The organism is Mumia sp. zg.B21 (assembly GCF_019550855.1).
Taxonomy (GTDB): domain Bacteria; phylum Actinomycetota; class Actinomycetes; order Propionibacteriales; family Nocardioidaceae; genus Mumia.
The window spans coordinates 840,821-859,804 of record NZ_JAHWCJ010000001.1; the positions used below are offsets into that span (position 1 = coordinate 840,821).

Sequence of the window (18,984 nt, forward strand, 5' to 3'; positions counted from 1 at the left end):
CGGTGCTCACCGCTTACAGCAGGGTCACGGTCGTCACCGAGGAGAGACGGGTCGACCTCGCGCTGCCGAGCGCCCTGCCGCTCGCCGACGTCGTCGCGCAGGTGATCCGCTACTGCGGCGGCGGCGAGGCGCCGCAGGCCGGCCTCGCCCTCGCGCGCGTCGGAGGCTCTCCGCTCGGGCTGGGACAGACCCTCGAGGAGGCCGGAGTCCTCGACGGGGACGTGCTCGAGCTGCGTCCCCGTTCGAGCGGCGTCGAGCCCGCATCGGTCGAGGACGTCCGCGATGCCGTGGAGGACGCCACCGAGTCGGCGGGCGGCGCCTGGACGCCGACGACGACGCTGACCTTCTCCATCGTCACCACCGCCGTCGCTCTCGGCGTCCTCGCCCTGTGGTGCCTCGGTCTGCTGGAGCGGCTGGTGCCCGGCTGGCAGGTTCCCCCCGCCGGGGCGGTCGCCGCGGGAGGCCTCGCGAGCGCGGTCGCCCTGGCCGCTCTCTCCGGGTGGGCCGCCCGGGCGGCCGCACCGTGGTCGGTGCGGCCCGTCCTGGTCGCCGCACTCGTGTGGGCGTACGTCGGGAGCACGGCCCTCGGCTCGTGGGCTGACTGGAGAGGGTCGCTGACGGTGGTCGTGGCCTTCGCGACGGCCGCCGTCGTCGCGGGTCTCGGTCGCGCGATGACCCCGCTCGCGACGCCGTACCTCGCCTTCGCCGGAGTCCTCCTCGTCGTCGCCGGTGCGTTCGCGCTCACGGACACCTTCGCGGTGGAGCCGCTCCAGACGCTCCGCGTGGTGGTCGTCGTGGTGCTCCTGGCCGTCGGTGTCGCGCCGAGGGTCTCGCTGTCGGTCGGTGGTCTCGCCAGCGCCGACTACCGGGTGCGCAACGTCGGCACGATGTCGCGGGAGGCCATCCAGGCGCGATACCGCGAGAGCAACGGGCTGCTCGTCGGGTCGCTCGCGGCGGTCGCGCTGGTGGCCGGTGTCGGTGGTGCGGTCCTCACGTTCTCCGACGGACGGTGGGACCGCTGGCTCGCCCTCGCCGTCGGGCTGCTCGCCCTGTCGCGCTCGCGGATCTTCTCGCGCGTCGCTCACATGCTGCCCCTGCGGATCGCCGGTCTCGTCGTGCTCGGTGCCCAGCTGGTCCGCGAGGTCGCCGAGGTCGACGCGACCCGCTGGCTCGTCGTCATCGTGCTCACCCTGGGGGTGATGGCGGTGGCGGTCGCATCGGTGCAGATCTCGGGCATCAGCCGCGCCCGCGTCAAGCGGCTGCTCAACCTGGTCGAGCTGCTCCTGGTGATCCAGGCGATCGTGCTGGCCTGCGGGGCGACCGGACTGTTCGACCGTCTCTCGAGCATGGTCTGAGGAAGGACGCGCGATGACCGACGACCGTCAGCCGCCGGAGGGCGCCGAGCCCCGTACCGATCGAGGGCGTCGTTCGGAGGCGCAGGGTGCTGCCGCCGACCTGGCTCGCATGGGCATCGACCCGCGAAGCCTCGGGCTCGACACACCGCAGTCGCAGGCGCCCGAGCGTCGCTGGACCCAGGAGTCGGACCACGCCGTGCCCCAGCGTCCGGCCGACGACGCCAACGTGGTGGCCCTGCGCCCCGAGTGGGCGTCGCAGGCGCGCGGGCACGCCCAGCCCGCACCGCCTGCCGTGCCCCCGTCGGCGACCGTGCCTGGCTCGATCGAGCACCCCCCGACCGTGGCCCACGAGGTCGTCTCGCGCACCGTCTCACCGGCCCCGGAGCGGGTCGGAGGCCCGTCGTGGGTGCGCGCCGCCGCACGCGGCATCGTCACGCTGGACGGAGCCGCGGCCGCCGATGCCGAGCGCGCCCTGGTCGCGGGGGTCCGGCGCCGGCAGTCGGGCCGACGTCTGGTGGCGTTCCTGTCCGCGCAGGGCGGCGTGGGTACGACGACGGTCGCGAGCGGTGTCGGCGCCGTGCTCGCCGCGCTCCGGGACGACCGTACGGTGCTTGTCGACGTCCAGGCGGGCACTCCGCCGCTGAGCACCCTCCAGGGCGTTCACGACCCGCACACCGTCCGGCGCATCCTTGCTGCCTCCGACGCCGCCACACCGCCGACCGCCCCCGGCGGCCTCGCCGTCGTCGACGGCCCCTCGTGGGACCAGCCGCTCGAACGCGGCGAGCTCGGCGGCCTCGTCGACCGCCTCGTCGCGCAGCACGCCTTCCTGCTCGTCGACGCCGGGGACGACCCCACCGACGGGGCGTACGCCGCGGTCGCCCGCTGCGACCGTGCCGTCGTCGTCACCGGGCCGGGGGAGATCGGGCTGCGGGCCCTCGAGGTCGCACTCTCCCGCCTCGACCGGGTCAACCCGGCGGCGGCGCGGTCGGCGGTCGTGGTCGTCGTCTGCCGCGAGGACGGAGACCCCGTCGACGAGGCTCGGCGTGCGGCCGCGGCCGTCGGTGCCGTCGACGGACAGGTGGTCGTCGTCGGGCGCGACGACGCGCTCCGTCACGGCCGCCCCTTCCGGGCCGACCAGGTCACCTCCCAGACCCGGTTCGCCTTGCTGCAGGTGGCCGCGCGGCTCGCAGAGGGACGATGAGCGGCGCCGACCAGGGCGGTACGCCGCCGACGCGCCCGGTCCCGCCGACACCGGGAGCGACGCTCGCCCGGACGCCGAACGCAGAGAAGTACGTTCTCGAGGCCGACGCGCTGCGCCGCAGGCAGCTCCGGTCCGCGCTCCTGCACGGCACACGGCGGACGTGGCGCGAGCACCGCTCCACGTGGCCGGCCGTGCTCGCCGGGGTGATCGTGGTCGCGGTCATCGTCGCCGGGATGGCGGTCACCAGCGCCTACCAGCGCCAGCAGGACATCCAGGAACGTCAGGAGCGCCAGCGCAGCAGTGCTGAGACGCCGTCCGCGTCGGTGCCGACGCCGTCACCGACCGGCAGAGAGCGACCCAGACGGTCGTTAGCGACCCCGAAGACTCCCGAGACCCCCGCCACTGTGGACGGCGAGGGATGACGAACCTCACCGCGTGTAGGTTCATGCCTTGACGTTGACGCTCGGACATCCAGCTGGAGGCCCTCCATGTCCAAGTTGCCGACCGCGGGTGAGACGCGCACCGCTGCGCGCCTCCCTTCCACGCGGGAGCGCCGTCCGGCGCTCGCTGCGCTCGCGGTCATCCTGATCGTCGGCGGGGCCCTCCTCTCGGGCTGGATCGCCATGAGCTCCGGTGACCGTGCCGACTTCCTCAAGGTCCAGGGCGAGGTGGCCCAGGGCCAGCGGCTGACCCTCGACGACCTCGGCACCGTCTCGCTGCCCGAGGGTTTCGACGGCGGCGTGCGTGCCGGAGAACGCGACTCGGTCGTCGGACAGTACGCGACCGCCCGGCTCCTCGACGGCACGGTGCTGTCGCCGGCGATGGTCGCGGAGTCGACCGGCGTCGGCAAGGGCAAGGCACAGTTCCCCATCCAGACGCCGGCCACCCGCTCGCTCACCGAGCTCCGCGGAGGCGCACCGATCGGCCTGTACCTCTCCGGTGCCGACGGAGACCCGCGCGGGATCGCCGCCGAGGTCGTCCAGGTCGGTGAGGTCGACGACGGTGCCCTGTCGTCGAGCCAGGACATCACCGTGCTGGTCAGCGTGGACGCGAGCTGTGGCCCGCGCCTGGCCGGCGCACTGGCCGACGACTCCGTCTATCTCGCGACGGTCGGCGAGGGCGCCGACCTCGACGACACGTGCGGAGGCTGACGTGGCGCTGATCGCCCTCGCCTCCGCCAAGGGTGCGCCCGGTGTGACCACGACGTCGTTGCTGCTGGGGGCGCTGTGGCCACGGCCTGTCGTCGTCGCCGAGTGCGACCCGGCGGGTGGTGACGTCGCCACCCGGATGCCCGCCGCCGACGGCAGCGCACTGGACCCGCAGACCGGGCTGACCAGCCTCGCCGCCGCGGGTCGCCGCTCGCTCTACCCCGAGCTCGTCGACGAGCACACCCAGCAGCTGATCGGCGGGCTCGAGGTGCTGCTCGGCCCACCGTTCCCCGAGCAGGCTGGCGGCCTCCAGGCGACCTGGCCCCAGCTCGGCCCCCTCCTGGCGCGCCTTCCGGGCCACGACGTCGTGGCCGACCTCGGCCGCATCGGCGTGCTGACCCCTCAGAACGCTCTCCTGGCCAGTGCCGATGCCGCGGTCCTCGTCGTCGACACGTCGCCGAGCAGCGTCGTGCACCTGCGCCACCGGCTGCGTCCGGTCTCCGACACGGTTGGCGGTGCGTACGGTGTCCCGGTCCACGTCGCCGTCGTCGCACCGCCGAAGCGGACGCAGACCGTCCGCGAGATCCGTGACGCGCTGACCGCGACCGGCGTGGAGCTCGCCGGCGTGCACCACCTCGCGTACGACGAGCGGGGCGCCCACCTCTTCCAGGGGCAGACGACCTCCCGGCCCGACAAGCTCGCGCTCGTCCGGTCGGCCGGACCGCTCGTCGCCGAGCTGGCCGCGGCCGTGGCTCACGGCTCACCGGTGGCGGCCGGACCCGTCGACGACCAGGAGCCCGCGTCCCCGGACTCGCACGAGCACGGACAGCGGACGGGAGCACACCGGTGATCGACCACACACTCGTCCGCACGTTGCGAGGACAGGTCGCCGACCGCCTCAACGAGCAACGCCGACGCGACCAGGCCGCCGGGCTCGCCACGATGTCGCCCGACGACGAGCGCGAGTACGCACGCTCCCTGATCGTCCAGGTGCTGGAGGACCACGCCCGGTACGAGATCGCCGAGGGGCGCACGCCGATCCCGCCCGACGTCGAGGCCGAGGTCGCGGGAGCCATCCACTCGGCGCTGTTCGGCGTGGGCCGCCTGCAGCCGCTCCTCGACGACCCCCAGGTCGAGAACATCGACATCAACGGGTGCGACACCGTCTTCGTCCAGTACGGCGACGGGCGCGAGGAGCGTTATCCGTCGGTGGCCGAGACCGACGAGGAGCTCGTCGAGCTCGTCCAGGTGCTCGGCGCCCACTCCGGCCTGTCCAGCCGGCCGTTCGACTCCGCGAACCCGCAGCTGGACCTCCGGCTGCCCGACGGTTCCCGACTGTCGGCTGTGATGAACGTCTGCTCGCGGCCGGCGGTGTCGATCCGCAAGGCCCGCATGTCGAAGGTCTTCCTCGACGACCTCGTCGCCAACGGGACGATGTCCGCCGACATCGCCGACTTCCTCAAGGCGGCGGTCGCCGCCCGCAAGAACATCATGATCGCCGGCGCTACGAACGCCGGGAAGACGACCATGCTGCGGGCGCTGGCCAACGAGATCCCGCCGCACGAGCGCATCATCACGGTCGAGAGGGCGCTGGAGGTGGGACTGGGTGAGACGCCCGACCTGCATCCCAACGTGGTCGCGTTCGAGGAGCGTCTGCCCAACTCCGAAGGCCTCGGCAGCGTCTCGATGGCGGAGCTCGTCCGACGCTCGCTGCGCATGAACCCCTCACGCGTCATCGTCGGAGAGGTGCTCGGCGACGAGATCGTCACGATGCTCAACGCCATGAGCCAGGGCAACGACGGCTCCCTCTCGACGATCCACGCCAACTCGTCGGTCGAGGTGTTCAACCGCATCGCCACCTACGCGCTCCAGGCCCGTGAACGTCTCCCGATCGAGGCGACCCACCTGCTGGTCGCGGGTGCGCTCGACTTCGTCGTCTTCATGCGCAAGCACAACGACGCCCACCTCGGCGGGGGACAGGCGCGCGTGGTCGAGAGCATCCGCGAGGTCGTGGGCTTCGACAACCAGGTGCTGTCCTCGGAGGTCTTCGCTCCCGACACCGACGGACGTGGTGTCCCGCACGCGCCGATCTCGTGCGCCGAGGAGCTCGCCTCGTACGGATACCAGCCGTTGGTGCACGGGAGCTGGTGATGGAGGAGCTGCGCGTCCCTCTGGCATTGACGGCCGGTGCTCTGGTGGGTGTCGGCGGGTTGATGCTGGCGTACGCGCTGCGCCGTCGTGCCCCGCGCCCCGCGATGATCCGGCGCAAGTCCTCCGCGCACCGTTCCGAGCGCCAGGTGCGCCTCGCCGTGGGCGGGATCATCGCGTTCGCCCTCACCCTGCTCGTGACCCGCTGGGTGGTGCTGGCGGTCGTGATCGGCGGCGTGGTCGCGCTGTGGGACAGGCTGCTGGGTGGCGGGCGCGCCGAGCGTCAGGCGATCGTGCGAGCCGAGGGGCTCGCCGCGTGGATCGAGGCACTGCGCGACACGATCGCGGGCGCCATCGGTCTCGAGCAGGCGATCCCCGCGACCGCCAAGAACGCCGCGCCCTCCGTCCGTCCCGCACTGAACCTCCTGGTCGACCGGCTGCGCGTCCGCGAGCCGCTCCCGGACGCGTTGATGCGCTTCGCCGATGACCTCGACGACCCCTCGGCCGACGTCGCCGTGGCGGCGCTCGTCCTCAACGCACGGCTGCGCGGGCCGGGTCTGCGCGAGGTCCTGTCGGCGCTCGCCGAGTCGGCCCGCGCCGAGCTCGACGTGCGCCGCAGAGTCGAGTCCAGCCGTCGCAGCACGCGCCGGAGCGTCCAGATCGTCGTCGGCGTGATCGTGGTCGTCGCCGGAGCGCTGGTGATCTTCAACGGTGCCTACGTCGAGCCGTACGGCACCTTCGTGGGCCAGATCGTCCTCGCCGTCGTGCTGGCGATGTTCGGTGCGGCCGTGCTCTGGATGCGGCGCTTGTCCGGGGTCGATCAGCCCGAGCGCTTCCTCATCGCGGCCGAGCCGGCCCGCAGACGCGACGGGCAGGTGGTCGCACGATGATGCTCGCGATGCTCGCCGGGGCCGCGGTCGGCGCCGGCATCCTGATCTTCGTCCGCATGGCCGTACGCCCGGTGCCGGGTGTGGCGGCGACGCTGGCGCGGGTCGACGGCGCCAGACGCCGGAGTCGTCCGCGCCGCACGGTCGAGGACGGCAAGAAGCCCGACCTGATCGACCGCTGGCGCGTATCGGTGGGGGAGAGGTTCGAGGACGAGGCCTCGGCCCGCGGCTGGTCGTTCACGCGGACGCGAGCCGATCTCGCCGTCGTCGACCGGCCGTTCGCGCAGCACCTCGGCACCAAGGTCCTGCTCGCGCTGGCGGCGCTGGTGTGGTTCCCGATGATCTTCACGCTGCTGGGCTACGACCCGCTCGGGGTTCCCGCCGTCGTGTCGCTCGCCCTGGCGGCGGGAGCGTTCTTCCTGCCCGACCTGGAGCTGCGGAGGGACGCCGAGAAGCGACGCCGCGACTTCCGTCACGTCACCGGCTCGTTCCTCGACCTCGTCGCCATGAACCTGGCCGGCGGCCGCGGTCTCCCCGAGGCGCTCCTGGCGGCCTCGACGGTCGGTGACCACTGGGCGATGGTCAGGATCCGCGAGGCGATCACCACCGCACGCCTGTCCGGGCGCACCCCCTGGGAGGGCATCGCCCACCTCGGTCAGGAGCTCGGCGTCGAGGAGCTCCGCGACCTCGCGTCCACGTTGGGGTTGGCCGGTGACGAGGGTGCCAGGATCCGTGAGAGTCTTCTCGCGCGGGCGAACAGCATGCGGCGCCGCGAGCTGGCCGACATCGAAGGCGCTGCCGGCGAGAGCTCGCAGTCCATGCTGGTGGCGCAGCTCCTGATGTGCGTCGCCTTCTTGGTCTTCCTGGCTTATCCCGCGGTGTCGAAGCTCGGGTGACGTCGTGCAGCAAGGAAAGGAAACACATGTACTCACAGGTGCTGGCCGCTCAGGTGATGATCTCGCGAGTCCGTGCGCGTGCCGCGCAGATGCGGCGCGAGGGTCGGTCGGAGATCGGAGCCTCCGCGATCGAGTGGGCGATCATCTCGGCGATCGTCGTCGCCGCCGCGCTGCTGATCGGCGTGGCGATCAACAACGTGGTCGACAGCAACATCGACAAGATCAACGAGGGCGGCTGAGCCGTCCCGTCGGGCACGGGCGCCTGGGGCGTGGTGGCCGTGGGGAGCGGGGCGCGAGCGCGGTCGAGTTCGCGATCGTGGCGCCGGTGCTGCTGCTCCTCGTCTTCGCCACCATCCAGATGGGGCTCTACATGTACGCCCGCAACGTCGCCCAGACCGCGGCGCGCGAGGGAGTCTCGTACCTCCGTCTGGCCGGTGACAACCCCAACGCCGGCTCGTACCTCACGCGTGCCGAGGAGCTGAGCGTCGGCTACGCAGGCAAGCTCGGGCGGCTCGACGCGGTGCAGGCCGACGGCTCGATCGACGAGACGACCGGCCGGGTCACGATGGTCGTCCAGGGGGAGGCAGTGCTCCCGCTGGGCGGCCGGGTCACCGTGGTGCAATCGGCCGACGCCACCCTCGAGCAGTTCCGTGTCGATCCGCGGAGCGTGGCGCCGTGACGATTGGCCGGGGGAGCGGTGCTGGTGGTCGACTGCGGCGCACCCGGGACGACGGGGGCGCCTCGAGCCTCGAGCTCGTGATCCTCGCACCGTTCATGATGATGCTGCTGATGCTCATCGTCGCGTTCGCCCGCTATGCGCAGGCCGAGAACCTGGTCGACCAGGCGGCTCGGGACGCCGCCCGCGCGGCCACGGCTCAGAACGATCGCGGGGCGGTCGCGAGCATCGCCGCCACGACGGTCACCTCGACGATGGACGACGCGCCGCAGAGCTGTCGCGACAGCGCGAGTGCCGGCGCGCCGGTGCTCAACGGCAAGGCGTTCACCATCCCTGACCCCGACGCCGCCGACGAGGTGGCGTCGGTGACCGTGACGGTCACGTGCACGTTGAGCACGGCCGATCTCAGCTTCTTCCCGTTCTGGGAGATCGAGGTTCAGCGCTCGTTCACCAGCCCGCTCGACCGATACCGGGGATACCGATGACGGGCGTCAAGACCTGGGTACGCCGGGTGGCTGCGCGGCGCGACGAGGCGGGGTCGGTGGCCCCGTTCGTCGTCATCGTGAGCGTGGGGCTGCTGCTCCTGGCCGGGATGGTCATCGACGGCGGACGCCAGCTCAACGCCAAGGGCATCGCGATCGCGTACGCCCAGGAGGCCGCCCGCGCCGGTGCCCAGGCCGTCAACGTGGCCGACCCGTCGCTCAACCTGATCAGCTCGGCCGCTCTCTCGGCCGCCCGCAACTACTGCGAGCAGGCACAGGCCGGGGACTCGACACTCGTACGGTGCAGCGCCGCGATCCGCGACGTCACCATCAACGGCAGCCGGACGAGCGCGGTGGAGGTCGAGACCGAGGTGTCCCGCTCGGCGATCATCATCGGGATGATCGGGCGCGAGACGCTCACCGCGAGCGGTGTCGCGCAGGCGCGTCCGGTCTCCGGGATCGACGCACCCGACGACGCGAAGGTCAGCACGCTCGAACCGCCGAGCGTGGCGCCGCCCGGCGGCCCCGGGGATGATGACGAGGACGAGGACGAGCTGCCGATCTCGTCGTGGTCTCCGCCGTCGCCGTCGCCGATCGACGAGTGCCGCACCCCGGACCCGGACGAGGACGAGGACGAGAACCCGGAGGCCTCGGAGTCGCCGCCGACCTCGACGCCGGAGGATCCGCCCGACGGCACCGACCCCACGGAGACGCCGACACCGACCCGCACGACGCCGACCTCGACGATCCCCACCTGTCCACCGGCCGAGGGCTGACGCCTGGGGGCGAAGGGTTCACGGGTGAGCCTCCAACCCGATACTGTGCGGTCTTGGTGTCGGATCTCCAGAACAGACGCGGAAGGGTCTCGGGCGTGCATCTGCGATGGATCATGACCGCCGCGGCGGCGGTGCTCCTACTGTCCGCGTGCAGCTCCGAAGACGACTCGGCCACGGCCGACCCGACCCCGACACCGAGCGAGACCGCCACGTCTTCGACGCCGTCTCCGACGCCGACAGCAGCCGCGACGACCGCCCCGCCGAACCCGTTCCCGGGGATCGAGATGACCTTCACCGGTGGCCGCGCGGGCGACGCGCGCGTGGAGGTGCTGAAGACGTTCGTCGCCGGGAGCGCGTACTCCCAGCGTGAGCATGTGGTTCCCGCGCAGTTGCGCGCGGTGCTCTCCCGCGATCTGAGTCGCTTCTTCGCCGGTGCTGTGAACGATGCAAAGAAGAACGGCTGGACTGTCCCTTCCAAGCCCGTCGCGCATGTCGGCCGACTCAAGGGTGATGCGAAGGCGTCCACCGTTCGACTGTGCCGATGGTCTCCCTCAATCTCCTGGGTCGATGCCAAGACTCGGAGGTTCATCGACCGCCGCAAGAACGAGTGGGAGGCTCTCGCCATCTCGATGAGGTCGACAGGCGACCGGTGGGTGCTGACGGCGGTGGAGCCGTCTGGACCATGCAAGCTTGGGGCACCGCGATGACCCGCCGCCGGACGCTCGCGTCCATCATCATCCTGATCGGCGCGCTGATCGCACCTCCTTCGAGTGTGTGGGCCGTCGACGGATGGGGCAAGCCGCCCGCAGTGGGGGGTGGTGGTGGCGGAGGGACGCCGACTCACTCTTCGCCGCCGCAGCAGGCGCAGATCGCGGACTGCACCGTGTACGCGAGCGGCACGGGCATGGGGTCCTCCTGTGCGCGCGGCGGCGGCAACGACGAGACGCTGCGCGAACGCTTCGGAGGCGAAGAGTTCGTCCCGTGCCGCTACTCCGATCCACCGCCGTGGATCGAGGTTCCCCCCAACCCCGATCCCGGCGAGGGGAGCTTCCTGCTCAAGCGCTGCATCGAGGACATCAACTGGGACACCTACGCGGGCGGCAGGGACATGCACCTGACGATCTCGCTGGAGTGGGTGCCGAACGGTGCAGACATCACGCCCCCCAACAACGGGCTGATGAGGTTCCTGTGGCAGCGCGTGACCGGCGACGAGACCGCACTCCCCGTGCCGATGATGCGTCCCGAGCCCTCGACGGTGCCCCTCGTCGGATACCCGACCTTCTTCACCTTCGCGTGGGTCGACCCGGAGACCAGCGACCCGGTCGCCGAAGGCGCCTTCGCGGGAAACCCGCTGGGGGCCCCGTACCGGGAGGTCCGCCTCGAGCGCCCCGGTGACGATCTGCACATGGTCGCCGAGGCGACCGAGATCGTGATCGACCCGCACCAGACCGACATGGAGCCGATCACCTGCACCCCTGACGAGCTCGTCTACGAAGAGGGCGCGTCGGTCGCCGACCAGCCGTCCGACTGCAGGATCACGTTCACCCGCTCGTCGGCCACCGCCAGGGCCTACGCGGACGCTGACGCGCCCGAGCTCCCGCAGGTCTATGTCTCCGCCTACCCCGTCACCGTGACGGTGAGGTGGAGGATCACCTTCGGGATCGGGAGCCCGACAGAGGAGCTGGGCAACGGATTCGAGATGACGGCGACGCAGGCTCTGCCCGTCCAGGAGGTCCAGGCGCCCAACGAGCCTCCGATCGTCCTGTACTGACCGCCCCGCAACTGAAGGACTGAAGGCGATGACCGTGACCCAGAGGAGCAACAACCGTCTCCCCGTGGCTCCCCAGCAGGGTGGGCGCGGTGGCGAGGTCGTTCGCGGGCTGGTCGCGCTGATCGCGATCCTCGCCCTCGTCGTGGGCGTGCCCTGGGCCCTCTGGACCGCGTTCGGAGCGCCGTGGCCCGACGCGCTCCCCGACACCGCCTGGATCAAGCAGCCACTGACGACCGACGTCCTGATGAGCGTCCTCGCTGCCATCGTCTGGCTCGCGTGGCTGCACTTCCTCGTCTGCCTCGTCGTCGAGACCGCCGCAGAGGTCCGGCACCGAGGCCTCGCGCCACGCGTCCCCGGCGGCGGGATCGGGACGCAGGCCTTGGCGCGCAAGCTCGTGACGACCCTCGTGCTCCTGGTCGGCACCGCCACCCTCGCTGCACCGGGCGCCAACGCCACCCAGGCCGGCCCCGAGCACCGCCCGGCCGGCGTCGAGCGCGTCGCGTCGCAGGCCCAGACGGTCGAGCGCACCGCCGACGCGGATCGTCCCGCCGCCTCCGACCTCGCGCGAGCGACCAAGGCGGAGCAGCGCGGCGGCGAGGTGACGACGTACTACGACGTCAAGCCGCCCAACAACCGCAATTACGACACCTTGTGGGACATCGCGGAGCGCTACCTGGGAGACGGGTTCCGCTACAAGGAGATCTACGCGATGAACCGCGACGCCGTCCAGCCCGACGGTCGTACGCTCACCAATCCCGACCTCATCCACCCCGGATGGGTCATGAAGATGCCCAACGACGCCCGCGGACCGGGTCTGAAGGTCGTCGAGGCCACCCGGGACGACGTGACGCCGCCCGTGTCGGCGCCCGACGGCACCTCGCAGGCCGAAGGTTCGGGTGCGGACTCCGACGCGGCCCAGGCGGGCGGCGCGGAGGGTGCGGGGGGTGGCGCCGGCAGCGTGGTCGACGACGCCGCGCCGCGGTCGGGCGTGGGGGAGTGGGCCCCGGTCTTCGGGGTCGCCGGCGGTCTCGCCCTGGCGGGTGCGCTGCTGGCCCTGCGGCGCCGCCGCGCCTCGACCCCAGGAGGTGGAGGCGATCGGCCACGCGGGTCGAAACCCGCCGCGGCGACCCCTCAGGTGGACATCGCGTCGCGTGTGGAGGCCGGTCTGAGGCAGGAGGCTGCCCCGAAGGACGGCCAGTGGCTGGCCGGCGCGGTCCGCGGACTGCACGCGACGGCGCTGCCCCCCGTGGCGAAGGCCGCGCTGTCGTCGGACGGGCTCGTCATCGCCTTCCGAACCGAGCCGGAGCGTGCGCTCCCCGCCGGATGGACCACCACCGGCGACGCGCGCACCTGGATGCTCCCTCGCGACGCGGACGTGTCGTCCACGTCGCCCTCGGCCCTGCCCGGCCTCGTGTGTGCCGGTGTCCGCGACGACGGCGCGGTGCTGCTCCTCGACCTCGAGTCGTACGACGGCGTCGTCTCTCTCGGTGGCGACCCCGACGTCGCCCGCGGCGTGGCGATGAGTCTCGCGGTGGAGACAGCCACCCACCCGTGGGCCGACGCCCCGGTGGTGACGCTGGTCGGGTTCGCCGACGACGTCGCGGGGATCGGCAACGTGCGCGCCGTCGGCGACATCGATCGAGCGCTCGACGCACTCGACAATGTCGCCCACGACCAGCGCGCGACCTGCCGTGCGTACGGCGTGGAGTCGGTGCAGGAGGCGCGGCGTGTCGCCGAGCGCCCCGAGGAGGTCCGACTCCAGCTCGTGGTCTGCTCCGGCGTCCCTGACGCCGCGTCCCTCGCGCGCCTGCGTGCGTGGGCGGCCGACCCGATGGTCGCGCTCGCGGCCGTCGTCGTCGGCGACTGCCCCGACGGTGCCGCACGGCTGACCGCGACCGAGGAGGGCCGGCTCGTCAGCGGCCCGCTGGCCGTCGACGTCGCTGCACAGGAGCTCGCGCCAGAGGCCTACCGCGGTCTCGCCACGTTGTTCGAGCTCCCGGCGGAGCCCGCGGCGGTGCGGATCGAGGAGCTCGCCGAGGCGCTCGTGGTGGAGGAGGCCGTGCTCGCCACCGGCGACGACGATCCCGTCGTCGTCTCCGTCGACGTGCTCGGGCCGGTCCACGTCCGCGCCACGGGGCCACTCGAGGAAGAGCGGCGTGAGCTGTTCTCGGAGATCGTCACCTACCTGGCCCTGCACCCCGAGGGCGTCCACGTCAACGTCCTCACCGGTGCGCTCTGGCCCCGCGGCGTCGACCCGACGACCCGTGACGCGACACTCGCGTGCGTCGCGGAGTGGCTCGGGTCGACCGCGGCCGGCGAGCCGGTGCTCGCCGACGACGCCGGCGTGTGGTCGATCCGTCGATCGTCGCTCGCCTGCGACTGGGACCGGTTCCGGGCGGCGCTCAACCGCGCCGTCGCCAGCCGGTCGCGCGTCCCGGCACTGCGCACCGCCATGTCGCTGGTCCGCGGGCCCGCCTTCGAGGACGCCCCCCAAGGCCGCTACGCCTGGCTGGCCCACCTGAGCATCGAGGACGACGTCGCCCTCGCCGTCGAGATGACGTCCGCAGCGCTGGCCACCGAGTGCAGCAACGCCGACGATCCCGACGGTGCGCGGGACGCGCTCCTCGCAGGGCTCGCCGCACTCCCGGCCAGCGAGGCGTTGTGGTGCGCAGCGATGCGGCTCGCCCTGCGGTTCAGCGGTCGCCACGACGCGATGGTCGTGGCCGACCAGATGTACGCGGCGGTCGCCGCCCACGGCTCACCTCTCGGCGTGACGTCACGAACGGAGGCGCTCGTCGACGAGATTCTGCCGGGCTATCGCCGTGGCGTAGCCTGACGTCCGTCTCGTCTCCCGTCTCGTCGTTCGTCACACCAGGAGTCTTCGTCGTGCGTCTTCGTCCGTGGATCGTCGCTGCCCTCACCGTGGTCCTCCTCGCCGGCTGCGGAACCGATGAGAAGGCCGATGACGCCGACGTCTCCTTCTCGGCGGATCAGGCGACGATCAAGACCAACCGCGGCGACATCACCGTGACGCTGTTCGCCGACAAGACGCCCACGACCGTCTCGAACTTCGTCGGGCTCGCGACCGGTGAGAAGGCGTGGACCGACCCGGAGTCGGGGGACGAGAAGGCGGGCGAGCCGTTGTACGACGGCACCATCTTCCACCGGGTGATCCCGGGATTCATGATCCAGGGAGGCGACCCGCTCGGTACGGGCACGGGCGGGCCCGGATACGAGTTCAAGGACGAGATCGTCGACGACCTCACCTTCGACCGCCCGTACCTGCTGGCGATGGCCAACGCAGGCCCCGGCACCAACGGTTCGCAGTTCTTCATCACCACGGTGCCGACCCCCCACCTCGATGGCAGGCACACGATCTTCGGCGAGGTCGCCGACGACGCGAGCAAGGCGATCGTCGACGAGATCTCCGCGGTTCCGACCGAGTCGGACCTGCCCGTCGAGCCGGTCGTGGTCGAGTCCGTCGTCGTGGCGGACTGACACCACTCCGTACACTGGTCGGTGGCCGGGTTCTCGGCTCCGAGGGCGTCGGTGCCCTCCCCCTCACCTTCTTCCACTCCCAGGAGCAGCTCCGCCATGATCAGCGTCCACGACCTCGAGCTGCGCGTGGGTGCCCGGGTCCTCATGGCGGGTGCGACGTTCCAGGTGACCGATGGAGACAAGGTCGGTCTGGTCGGACGCAACGGCGCCGGCAAGACGACGCTGACCAAGGTCCTCGCCGGTGAGGGCGGCGACCCGACCGCGGGGACGATCACCCGACGAGGCACGATCGGCTACCTCCCGCAGGACCCCCGCACGGGAGACCCCGAGCAGAGTGCACGCGACCGGATCCTGTCGGCTCGCGGTCTCGACGAGGTCTATCGAACGTTGCGCCGGTCGGAGATCGACATGGGCTCCGAGGACGACGCGGTGCGCGACCGTGCGATGAACCGCTACTCGCGTGCCGATGCCGAGCTGCACGCCGGCGGTGGCTACGCCGCGGCGTCGGAGGCGGCCACCATCGCCGCGAGCCTCGGGCTCCCCGACCGGGTCCTCGACCAGCCGCTGAAGACTCTGTCGGGCGGCCAGCGTCGCCGTATCGAGCTCGCGCGCATCCTCTTCCTGGGTGCCGACACGCTCCTTCTCGATGAGCCGACCAACCACCTCGACGCCGACTCGATCGGGTGGCTGCGCTCGTTCCTGATGTCGTACAAGGGCGGTGTGGTCGTCATCAGCCACGACGTGGTGCTCTTGCAGGACGTCGTCAACAAGGTGCTGCACCTCGACGCCAACCGTGCCGAGATCGACGTCTACAACATGGGCTGGCGCAAGTATCTCGAGCAGCGCGAGACCGACGAGCGGCGTCGCAAGCGCGAGCGCTCCAACGCAGAACGCAAGGCCACGACCCTGATGGCACAGGCCGACAAGATGCGGGCGAAGGCGACGAAGGCGACCGCCGCGCAGAACATGGCGCGCCGCGCCGAGAAGATGCTCGCCGGCCTCGAGGGCGAGCGCGCGTCCGACCGGGTCGCCAAGATCGACTTCCCGACCCCGGCGCCCGTCGGCAAGACGCCGCTGATGGCCGAGGGCCTTTCGAAGTCGTACGGCTCGCTGGAGATCTTCACCGACGTCGACCTCGCGATCGACCGGGGGAGCCGCGTGGTCATCCTCGGACTCAACGGTGCCGGCAAGACGACGCTGCTACGGATCCTCGGTGGCCTCGACACTCCGGACACCGGCGAGATCCGTCCGGGACACGGACTGAAGATGGGCTACTACGCCCAGGAGCACGAGACCCTGGACCTCGATCGGAGCGTCCTGGAGAACATGCAGTCGTCGGCCCCGAACCTGACCGACACCCAGGCACGCAGCGTGCTCGGAGCGTTCCTCTTCAGCGGTGACGACGCGCACAAGCCGGCGAAGGTCCTCTCGGGCGGCGAGAAGACCCGGCTCGCACTCGCGACCCTGATCGTCTCCCAGGCCAACGTGCTCCTGCTCGACGAGCCCACCAACAACCTGGACCCCGCGTCACGCGAGGAGGTGCTCGGGGCGATCCGCTCGTACGAGGGCGCCATCGTGCTCGTCACCCACGACGAGGGGGCGGTCGAGGCGCTCCAGCCCGACCGGGTGCTCATCCTCCCCGACGGTGTCGAGGATCTCTGGACCGCCGACTACCAGGAGCTCATCAGCCTCGCCTGAGCGGCGACCAGGGCGGGGGATAGCCTCGCCCCATGACGTATCCCTCTCCTGAGACCCTGGCCGAGGCGGGCCTCGAGCTCGCCGTCGACGGCGCCGTCCTCACGGTCACCTTGAACCGTCCTGACGTCCGCAACGCGCAGACTCCGGCCATGTGGCGCGGGCTGGCGGCAGTCGGTGCCGCCGTGGAGCCCGACGTCCGTGTCGTGGTGCTGCGCGGCGCGGGCGCCTCGTTCTCGGCCGGCCTCGACCGGGCCATGCTGTCGCCGAGCGGCATCGAGGGCGAGGCGTCCTTCCCTCAGCTCGCCGCCGCAACCGCGGAGGAGTTCGACGCGACGATCGCGACCTACCAGGAGGGCTTCACCTGGCTCCGGGACCCGCGCTTCATCTCCATCGCCGCGGTGCAGGGACATGCCGTCGGTGCCGGCTTCCAGCTGGCGCTCGCCTGCGACCTGAGGGTGCTGGCCGACGACGCGCAGCTGTGCATGAAGGAGCCCGCGCTCGGCCTGGTGCCCGACCTCACCGGCACCAAGCCGCTGGTGGACGCCGTCGGCTACGCCCGTGCGCTCGAGATCTGCGCAACCGCACGGTGGGTCTCCGCCCAGGAGGCGCACGCGCTCGGGATCGGGCAGGAGATCGTCCCGGTCGAGGGGCTGGACGCCCGCGTGGCCGAGCTGGCCGCCGCGCTGACGGCGGCGCCGCACCACGCCGTCAGCGCCACCAAGGGCTTGCTCCAGAGCGCGGGTGATCACGACCTGGCCGCGCAGACCGCAGCGGAGCGGCGTGCGCAGCGCGAGCGGTTCATCGAGCTGGTGACCGCACGATGAGCACCCCGTACGACCTCACGGGTCGTGTCTTCATCCTCACCGGTGCCAGCCGCGGGCTCGGGTTCGCGACCGCGGAGGCGCTGGTCGGCCTGGGAGCCGACGTCGTCGTCTCCGGGCGCGACGCGGACGCGGTGGAGGCTGCGGTGGACCGTCTCGGTGCGGAGCATGCCGTCGGGGTGGCGGCCGACAACGCCGATCCGGCGACGCCCGGGACGCTCGTCGCGGCAGCCCGCGACCGGTTCGGCAGGCTCGACGGCCTGGTCCTGAGCGTCGGCGGTCCACCGGGCGGCACGGTGATGGACGTGACGGACGACCAGTGGCGCGCGGCGTTCGAGTCGGTCTTCCTCGGCGCCGTCCGGACCGTGCGGGAGGTCGCCCCCGAGCTGGGTGACGGCGGCGCGATCGCGCTCGTGCTCTCGTCGTCGGTCCGGGCGCCGATCGCGGGCCTGGCGATCAGCAACGGGCTGCGCCCGGGTCTCGCGATGCTGGTCAAGGAGCTGGCCGACGAGCTCGGACCTCACGGCGTACGCGTCAACGCTCTGCTCCCGGCGCGGATCGACACCGAGCGGGTGCGCTATCTCGACGGTCGGGCGCAGGACCCGGCGGCAGCGCGTGCCGCGCACGAGGAGTCGATCCCCTTGCGGCGATACGGGCGCCCGGAGGAGTTCGGGGCCGCAGCGGCGTTCCTGCTGTCACCCGCCGCTTCGTACGTCACCGGCGTGATGCTGCCGGTCGACGGGGGCGCCATCCGCGCGCTCTGAGGCCGGCGGTGCCGTCGGACGGCTGCCGCCGTCGCGTGCCGCAGCCGCGCGCTCGGCGGCGGCACGCGCCGCGGGCACCGAACGCTGGCCCGGTCTGGCGTGACCGGCCCTGCGCGGGCCACGCGGGTGGGCCTCGGCCCAGGCGAACCACCCGAACCCGCCGAGGGCCAGGGCCGCGAAGAACCACCACTGCACGCCGTAGAAGAAGTGCGGCCCGCTGCCGAGCTCGGGCCCCTCGGGGGCGACGAACCCGTCGGTGGCCGGCTTCTGCTCCTCGAGCGCCAGATAGCCGCCCTCGTACAACGGATAGTCGAGCGCCTGCCCCATCCCGAGAGTCGAGATGGCGCGGACCTGGCCCTCGTCGGGCTGGGTCGCCGACAGGGGCACGTGGTCGTCGGCCCGCCACCAGCCCAGGACGGTCACCTCGCCGGCAGGAGGCTCCGGGATGTCGACCTCGGCGCCCGTCGTGTTGGCCGACGGCACCCACCCGCGCTCGACGAGCAGTGCGCGACCGTCATCGGTCCGCAGCGGGGTGACGACGTCGACGCCGGGCCCGCGCTGCTCGCGGGTGCGGTACTTGACCACGACCTGCGCGTCGGTGTCGTACGTCCCGGTCACCTCGACCCGCCGCCACTCGTGCTGCTGCGACGCGTCGGGGTCGCTGGTCGCCAGCTCGTCGGGCGCGACGGGGGTCGAGACCATGTTGTGCCGGGTCAGCTCGTTGCGGGCCTCACGCAGGTCCCCCCTGCCGAACTGCCAGAATCCCAGCCAGATGCAGACCCCGGAGAGGAGCGCGACGAAGAGCGCGAAGGCGATCCAACGTCGCGTCAGCAGGAACCTGTACACAACACGACGGTAGCGAA

At 72.0% G+C, this 18,984-nt stretch carries 20 protein-coding genes; 19 read left to right on the forward strand and 1 reads right to left on the reverse strand.

What is annotated here, in order from left to right; translation table 11 throughout:
* The first annotated feature begins 2 nt into the window (after positions 1-2).
* The 19 genes from eccD to KV100_RS04160 all read left to right on the forward strand — a co-directional run bounded on the left by eccD (position 3) and on the right by KV100_RS04160 (position 18,121).
* Positions 3-1,355 (forward strand): type VII secretion integral membrane protein EccD, encoded by a 1,353-nt coding sequence (gene eccD, locus KV100_RS04070; RefSeq protein WP_220341612.1) that lies wholly within the window; start codon positions 3-5, stop codon positions 1,353-1,355.
* 13 nt (positions 1,356-1,368) lie between these two features.
* Positions 1,369-2,556 carry a hypothetical protein gene (locus tag KV100_RS04075; protein ID WP_220341613.1) on the forward strand — a complete coding sequence of 396 codons (1,188 nt, stop codon included), beginning with the start codon at positions 1,369-1,371 and terminating at the stop codon, positions 2,554-2,556.
* Positions 2,553-2,978: a hypothetical protein gene (locus tag KV100_RS04080; protein WP_220341614.1), complete on the forward strand. Its 426-nt coding sequence runs from the start codon at positions 2,553-2,555 to the stop codon at positions 2,976-2,978. The genes KV100_RS04075 and KV100_RS04080 overlap by 4 nt, the downstream gene beginning before the upstream one ends.
* A 66-nt stretch (positions 2,979-3,044) precedes the next feature.
* Positions 3,045-3,707: an SAF domain-containing protein gene (locus tag KV100_RS04085; protein WP_220341615.1), complete on the forward strand. Its 663-nt coding sequence runs from the start codon at positions 3,045-3,047 to the stop codon at positions 3,705-3,707.
* Position 3,708: 1 nt separating this feature from the next.
* On the forward strand, positions 3,709-4,554 hold the full coding sequence (locus KV100_RS04090; RefSeq protein WP_220341616.1) for a hypothetical protein: 846 nt from the start codon (positions 3,709-3,711) through the stop codon (positions 4,552-4,554).
* A complete protein-coding gene (locus KV100_RS04095) occupies positions 4,551-5,855 on the forward strand; it encodes a CpaF family protein (RefSeq protein WP_301022378.1) in 1,305 nt (434 codons plus the stop codon). Before KV100_RS04090 ends, KV100_RS04095 begins: the two co-directional genes overlap by 4 nt.
* Entirely contained in the window at positions 5,855-6,742 is an 888-nt protein-coding gene (locus KV100_RS04100) for a type II secretion system F family protein (RefSeq protein WP_220341617.1), read from the forward strand. Before KV100_RS04095 ends, KV100_RS04100 begins: the two co-directional genes overlap by 1 nt.
* Complete coding sequence (locus tag KV100_RS04105) at positions 6,739-7,635, forward strand: type II secretion system F family protein (RefSeq protein WP_220341618.1); 897 nt, start codon at positions 6,739-6,741, stop codon at positions 7,633-7,635. The genes KV100_RS04100 and KV100_RS04105 overlap by 4 nt, the downstream gene beginning before the upstream one ends.
* 26 nt (positions 7,636-7,661) lie before the next feature.
* The gene (locus tag KV100_RS04110) at positions 7,662-7,874 is read left to right on the forward strand and encodes a hypothetical protein (RefSeq protein ID WP_220341619.1); all 213 of its coding nucleotides are present in this window, start codon (positions 7,662-7,664) and stop codon (positions 7,872-7,874) included.
* 23 nt (positions 7,875-7,897) lie between these two features.
* Entirely contained in the window at positions 7,898-8,314 is a 417-nt protein-coding gene (locus KV100_RS04115; protein WP_255566007.1) for a TadE family protein, read from the forward strand.
* Positions 8,311-8,796, forward strand: a complete 486-nt coding sequence (locus KV100_RS04120) for a TadE family protein (protein ID WP_220341621.1) — start codon at positions 8,311-8,313, stop codon at positions 8,794-8,796. The genes KV100_RS04115 and KV100_RS04120 overlap by 4 nt, the downstream gene beginning before the upstream one ends.
* Positions 8,793-9,569: a TadE/TadG family type IV pilus assembly protein gene (locus KV100_RS04125; protein ID WP_220341622.1), complete on the forward strand. Its 777-nt coding sequence runs from the start codon at positions 8,793-8,795 to the stop codon at positions 9,567-9,569. The genes KV100_RS04120 and KV100_RS04125 overlap by 4 nt, the downstream gene beginning before the upstream one ends.
* Before the next feature lie 53 nt (positions 9,570-9,622).
* Positions 9,623-10,276: a hypothetical protein gene (locus KV100_RS04130; protein ID WP_220341623.1), complete on the forward strand. Its 654-nt coding sequence runs from the start codon at positions 9,623-9,625 to the stop codon at positions 10,274-10,276.
* Entirely contained in the window at positions 10,273-11,340 is a 1,068-nt protein-coding gene (locus KV100_RS04135; RefSeq protein WP_220341624.1) for a hypothetical protein, read from the forward strand. The genes KV100_RS04130 and KV100_RS04135 overlap by 4 nt, the downstream gene beginning before the upstream one ends.
* A 28-nt stretch (positions 11,341-11,368) precedes the next feature.
* A complete protein-coding gene (locus tag KV100_RS04140; RefSeq protein WP_220341625.1) occupies positions 11,369-14,176 on the forward strand; it encodes a LysM peptidoglycan-binding domain-containing protein in 2,808 nt (935 codons plus the stop codon).
* A 164-nt stretch (positions 14,177-14,340) separates the two neighbouring features.
* Positions 14,341-14,838 (forward strand): peptidylprolyl isomerase, encoded by a 498-nt coding sequence (locus KV100_RS04145; RefSeq protein ID WP_308291393.1) that lies wholly within the window; start codon positions 14,341-14,343, stop codon positions 14,836-14,838.
* A gap of 96 nt (positions 14,839-14,934) precedes the next feature.
* On the forward strand, positions 14,935-16,536 hold the full coding sequence (gene abc-f / locus KV100_RS04150) for a ribosomal protection-like ABC-F family protein (RefSeq protein WP_220341626.1): 1,602 nt from the start codon (positions 14,935-14,937) through the stop codon (positions 16,534-16,536).
* Between the two features lie 32 nt (positions 16,537-16,568).
* On the forward strand, positions 16,569-17,360 hold the full coding sequence (locus KV100_RS04155; protein ID WP_220341627.1) for an enoyl-CoA hydratase/isomerase family protein: 792 nt from the start codon (positions 16,569-16,571) through the stop codon (positions 17,358-17,360).
* Positions 17,357-18,121 (forward strand): SDR family oxidoreductase, encoded by a 765-nt coding sequence (locus tag KV100_RS04160; protein WP_220341628.1) that lies wholly within the window; start codon positions 17,357-17,359, stop codon positions 18,119-18,121. Before KV100_RS04155 ends, KV100_RS04160 begins: the two co-directional genes overlap by 4 nt.
* On the opposite strand, the gene KV100_RS04165 is transcribed toward KV100_RS04160, so the two are convergent.
* Positions 18,053-18,967, reverse strand: a complete 915-nt coding sequence (locus tag KV100_RS04165; RefSeq protein ID WP_220341629.1) for an SURF1 family protein — start codon at positions 18,965-18,967, stop codon at positions 18,053-18,055. The genes KV100_RS04160 and KV100_RS04165 overlap by 69 nt on opposite strands.
* Between the last annotated feature and the right edge of the window lie 17 nt (positions 18,968-18,984).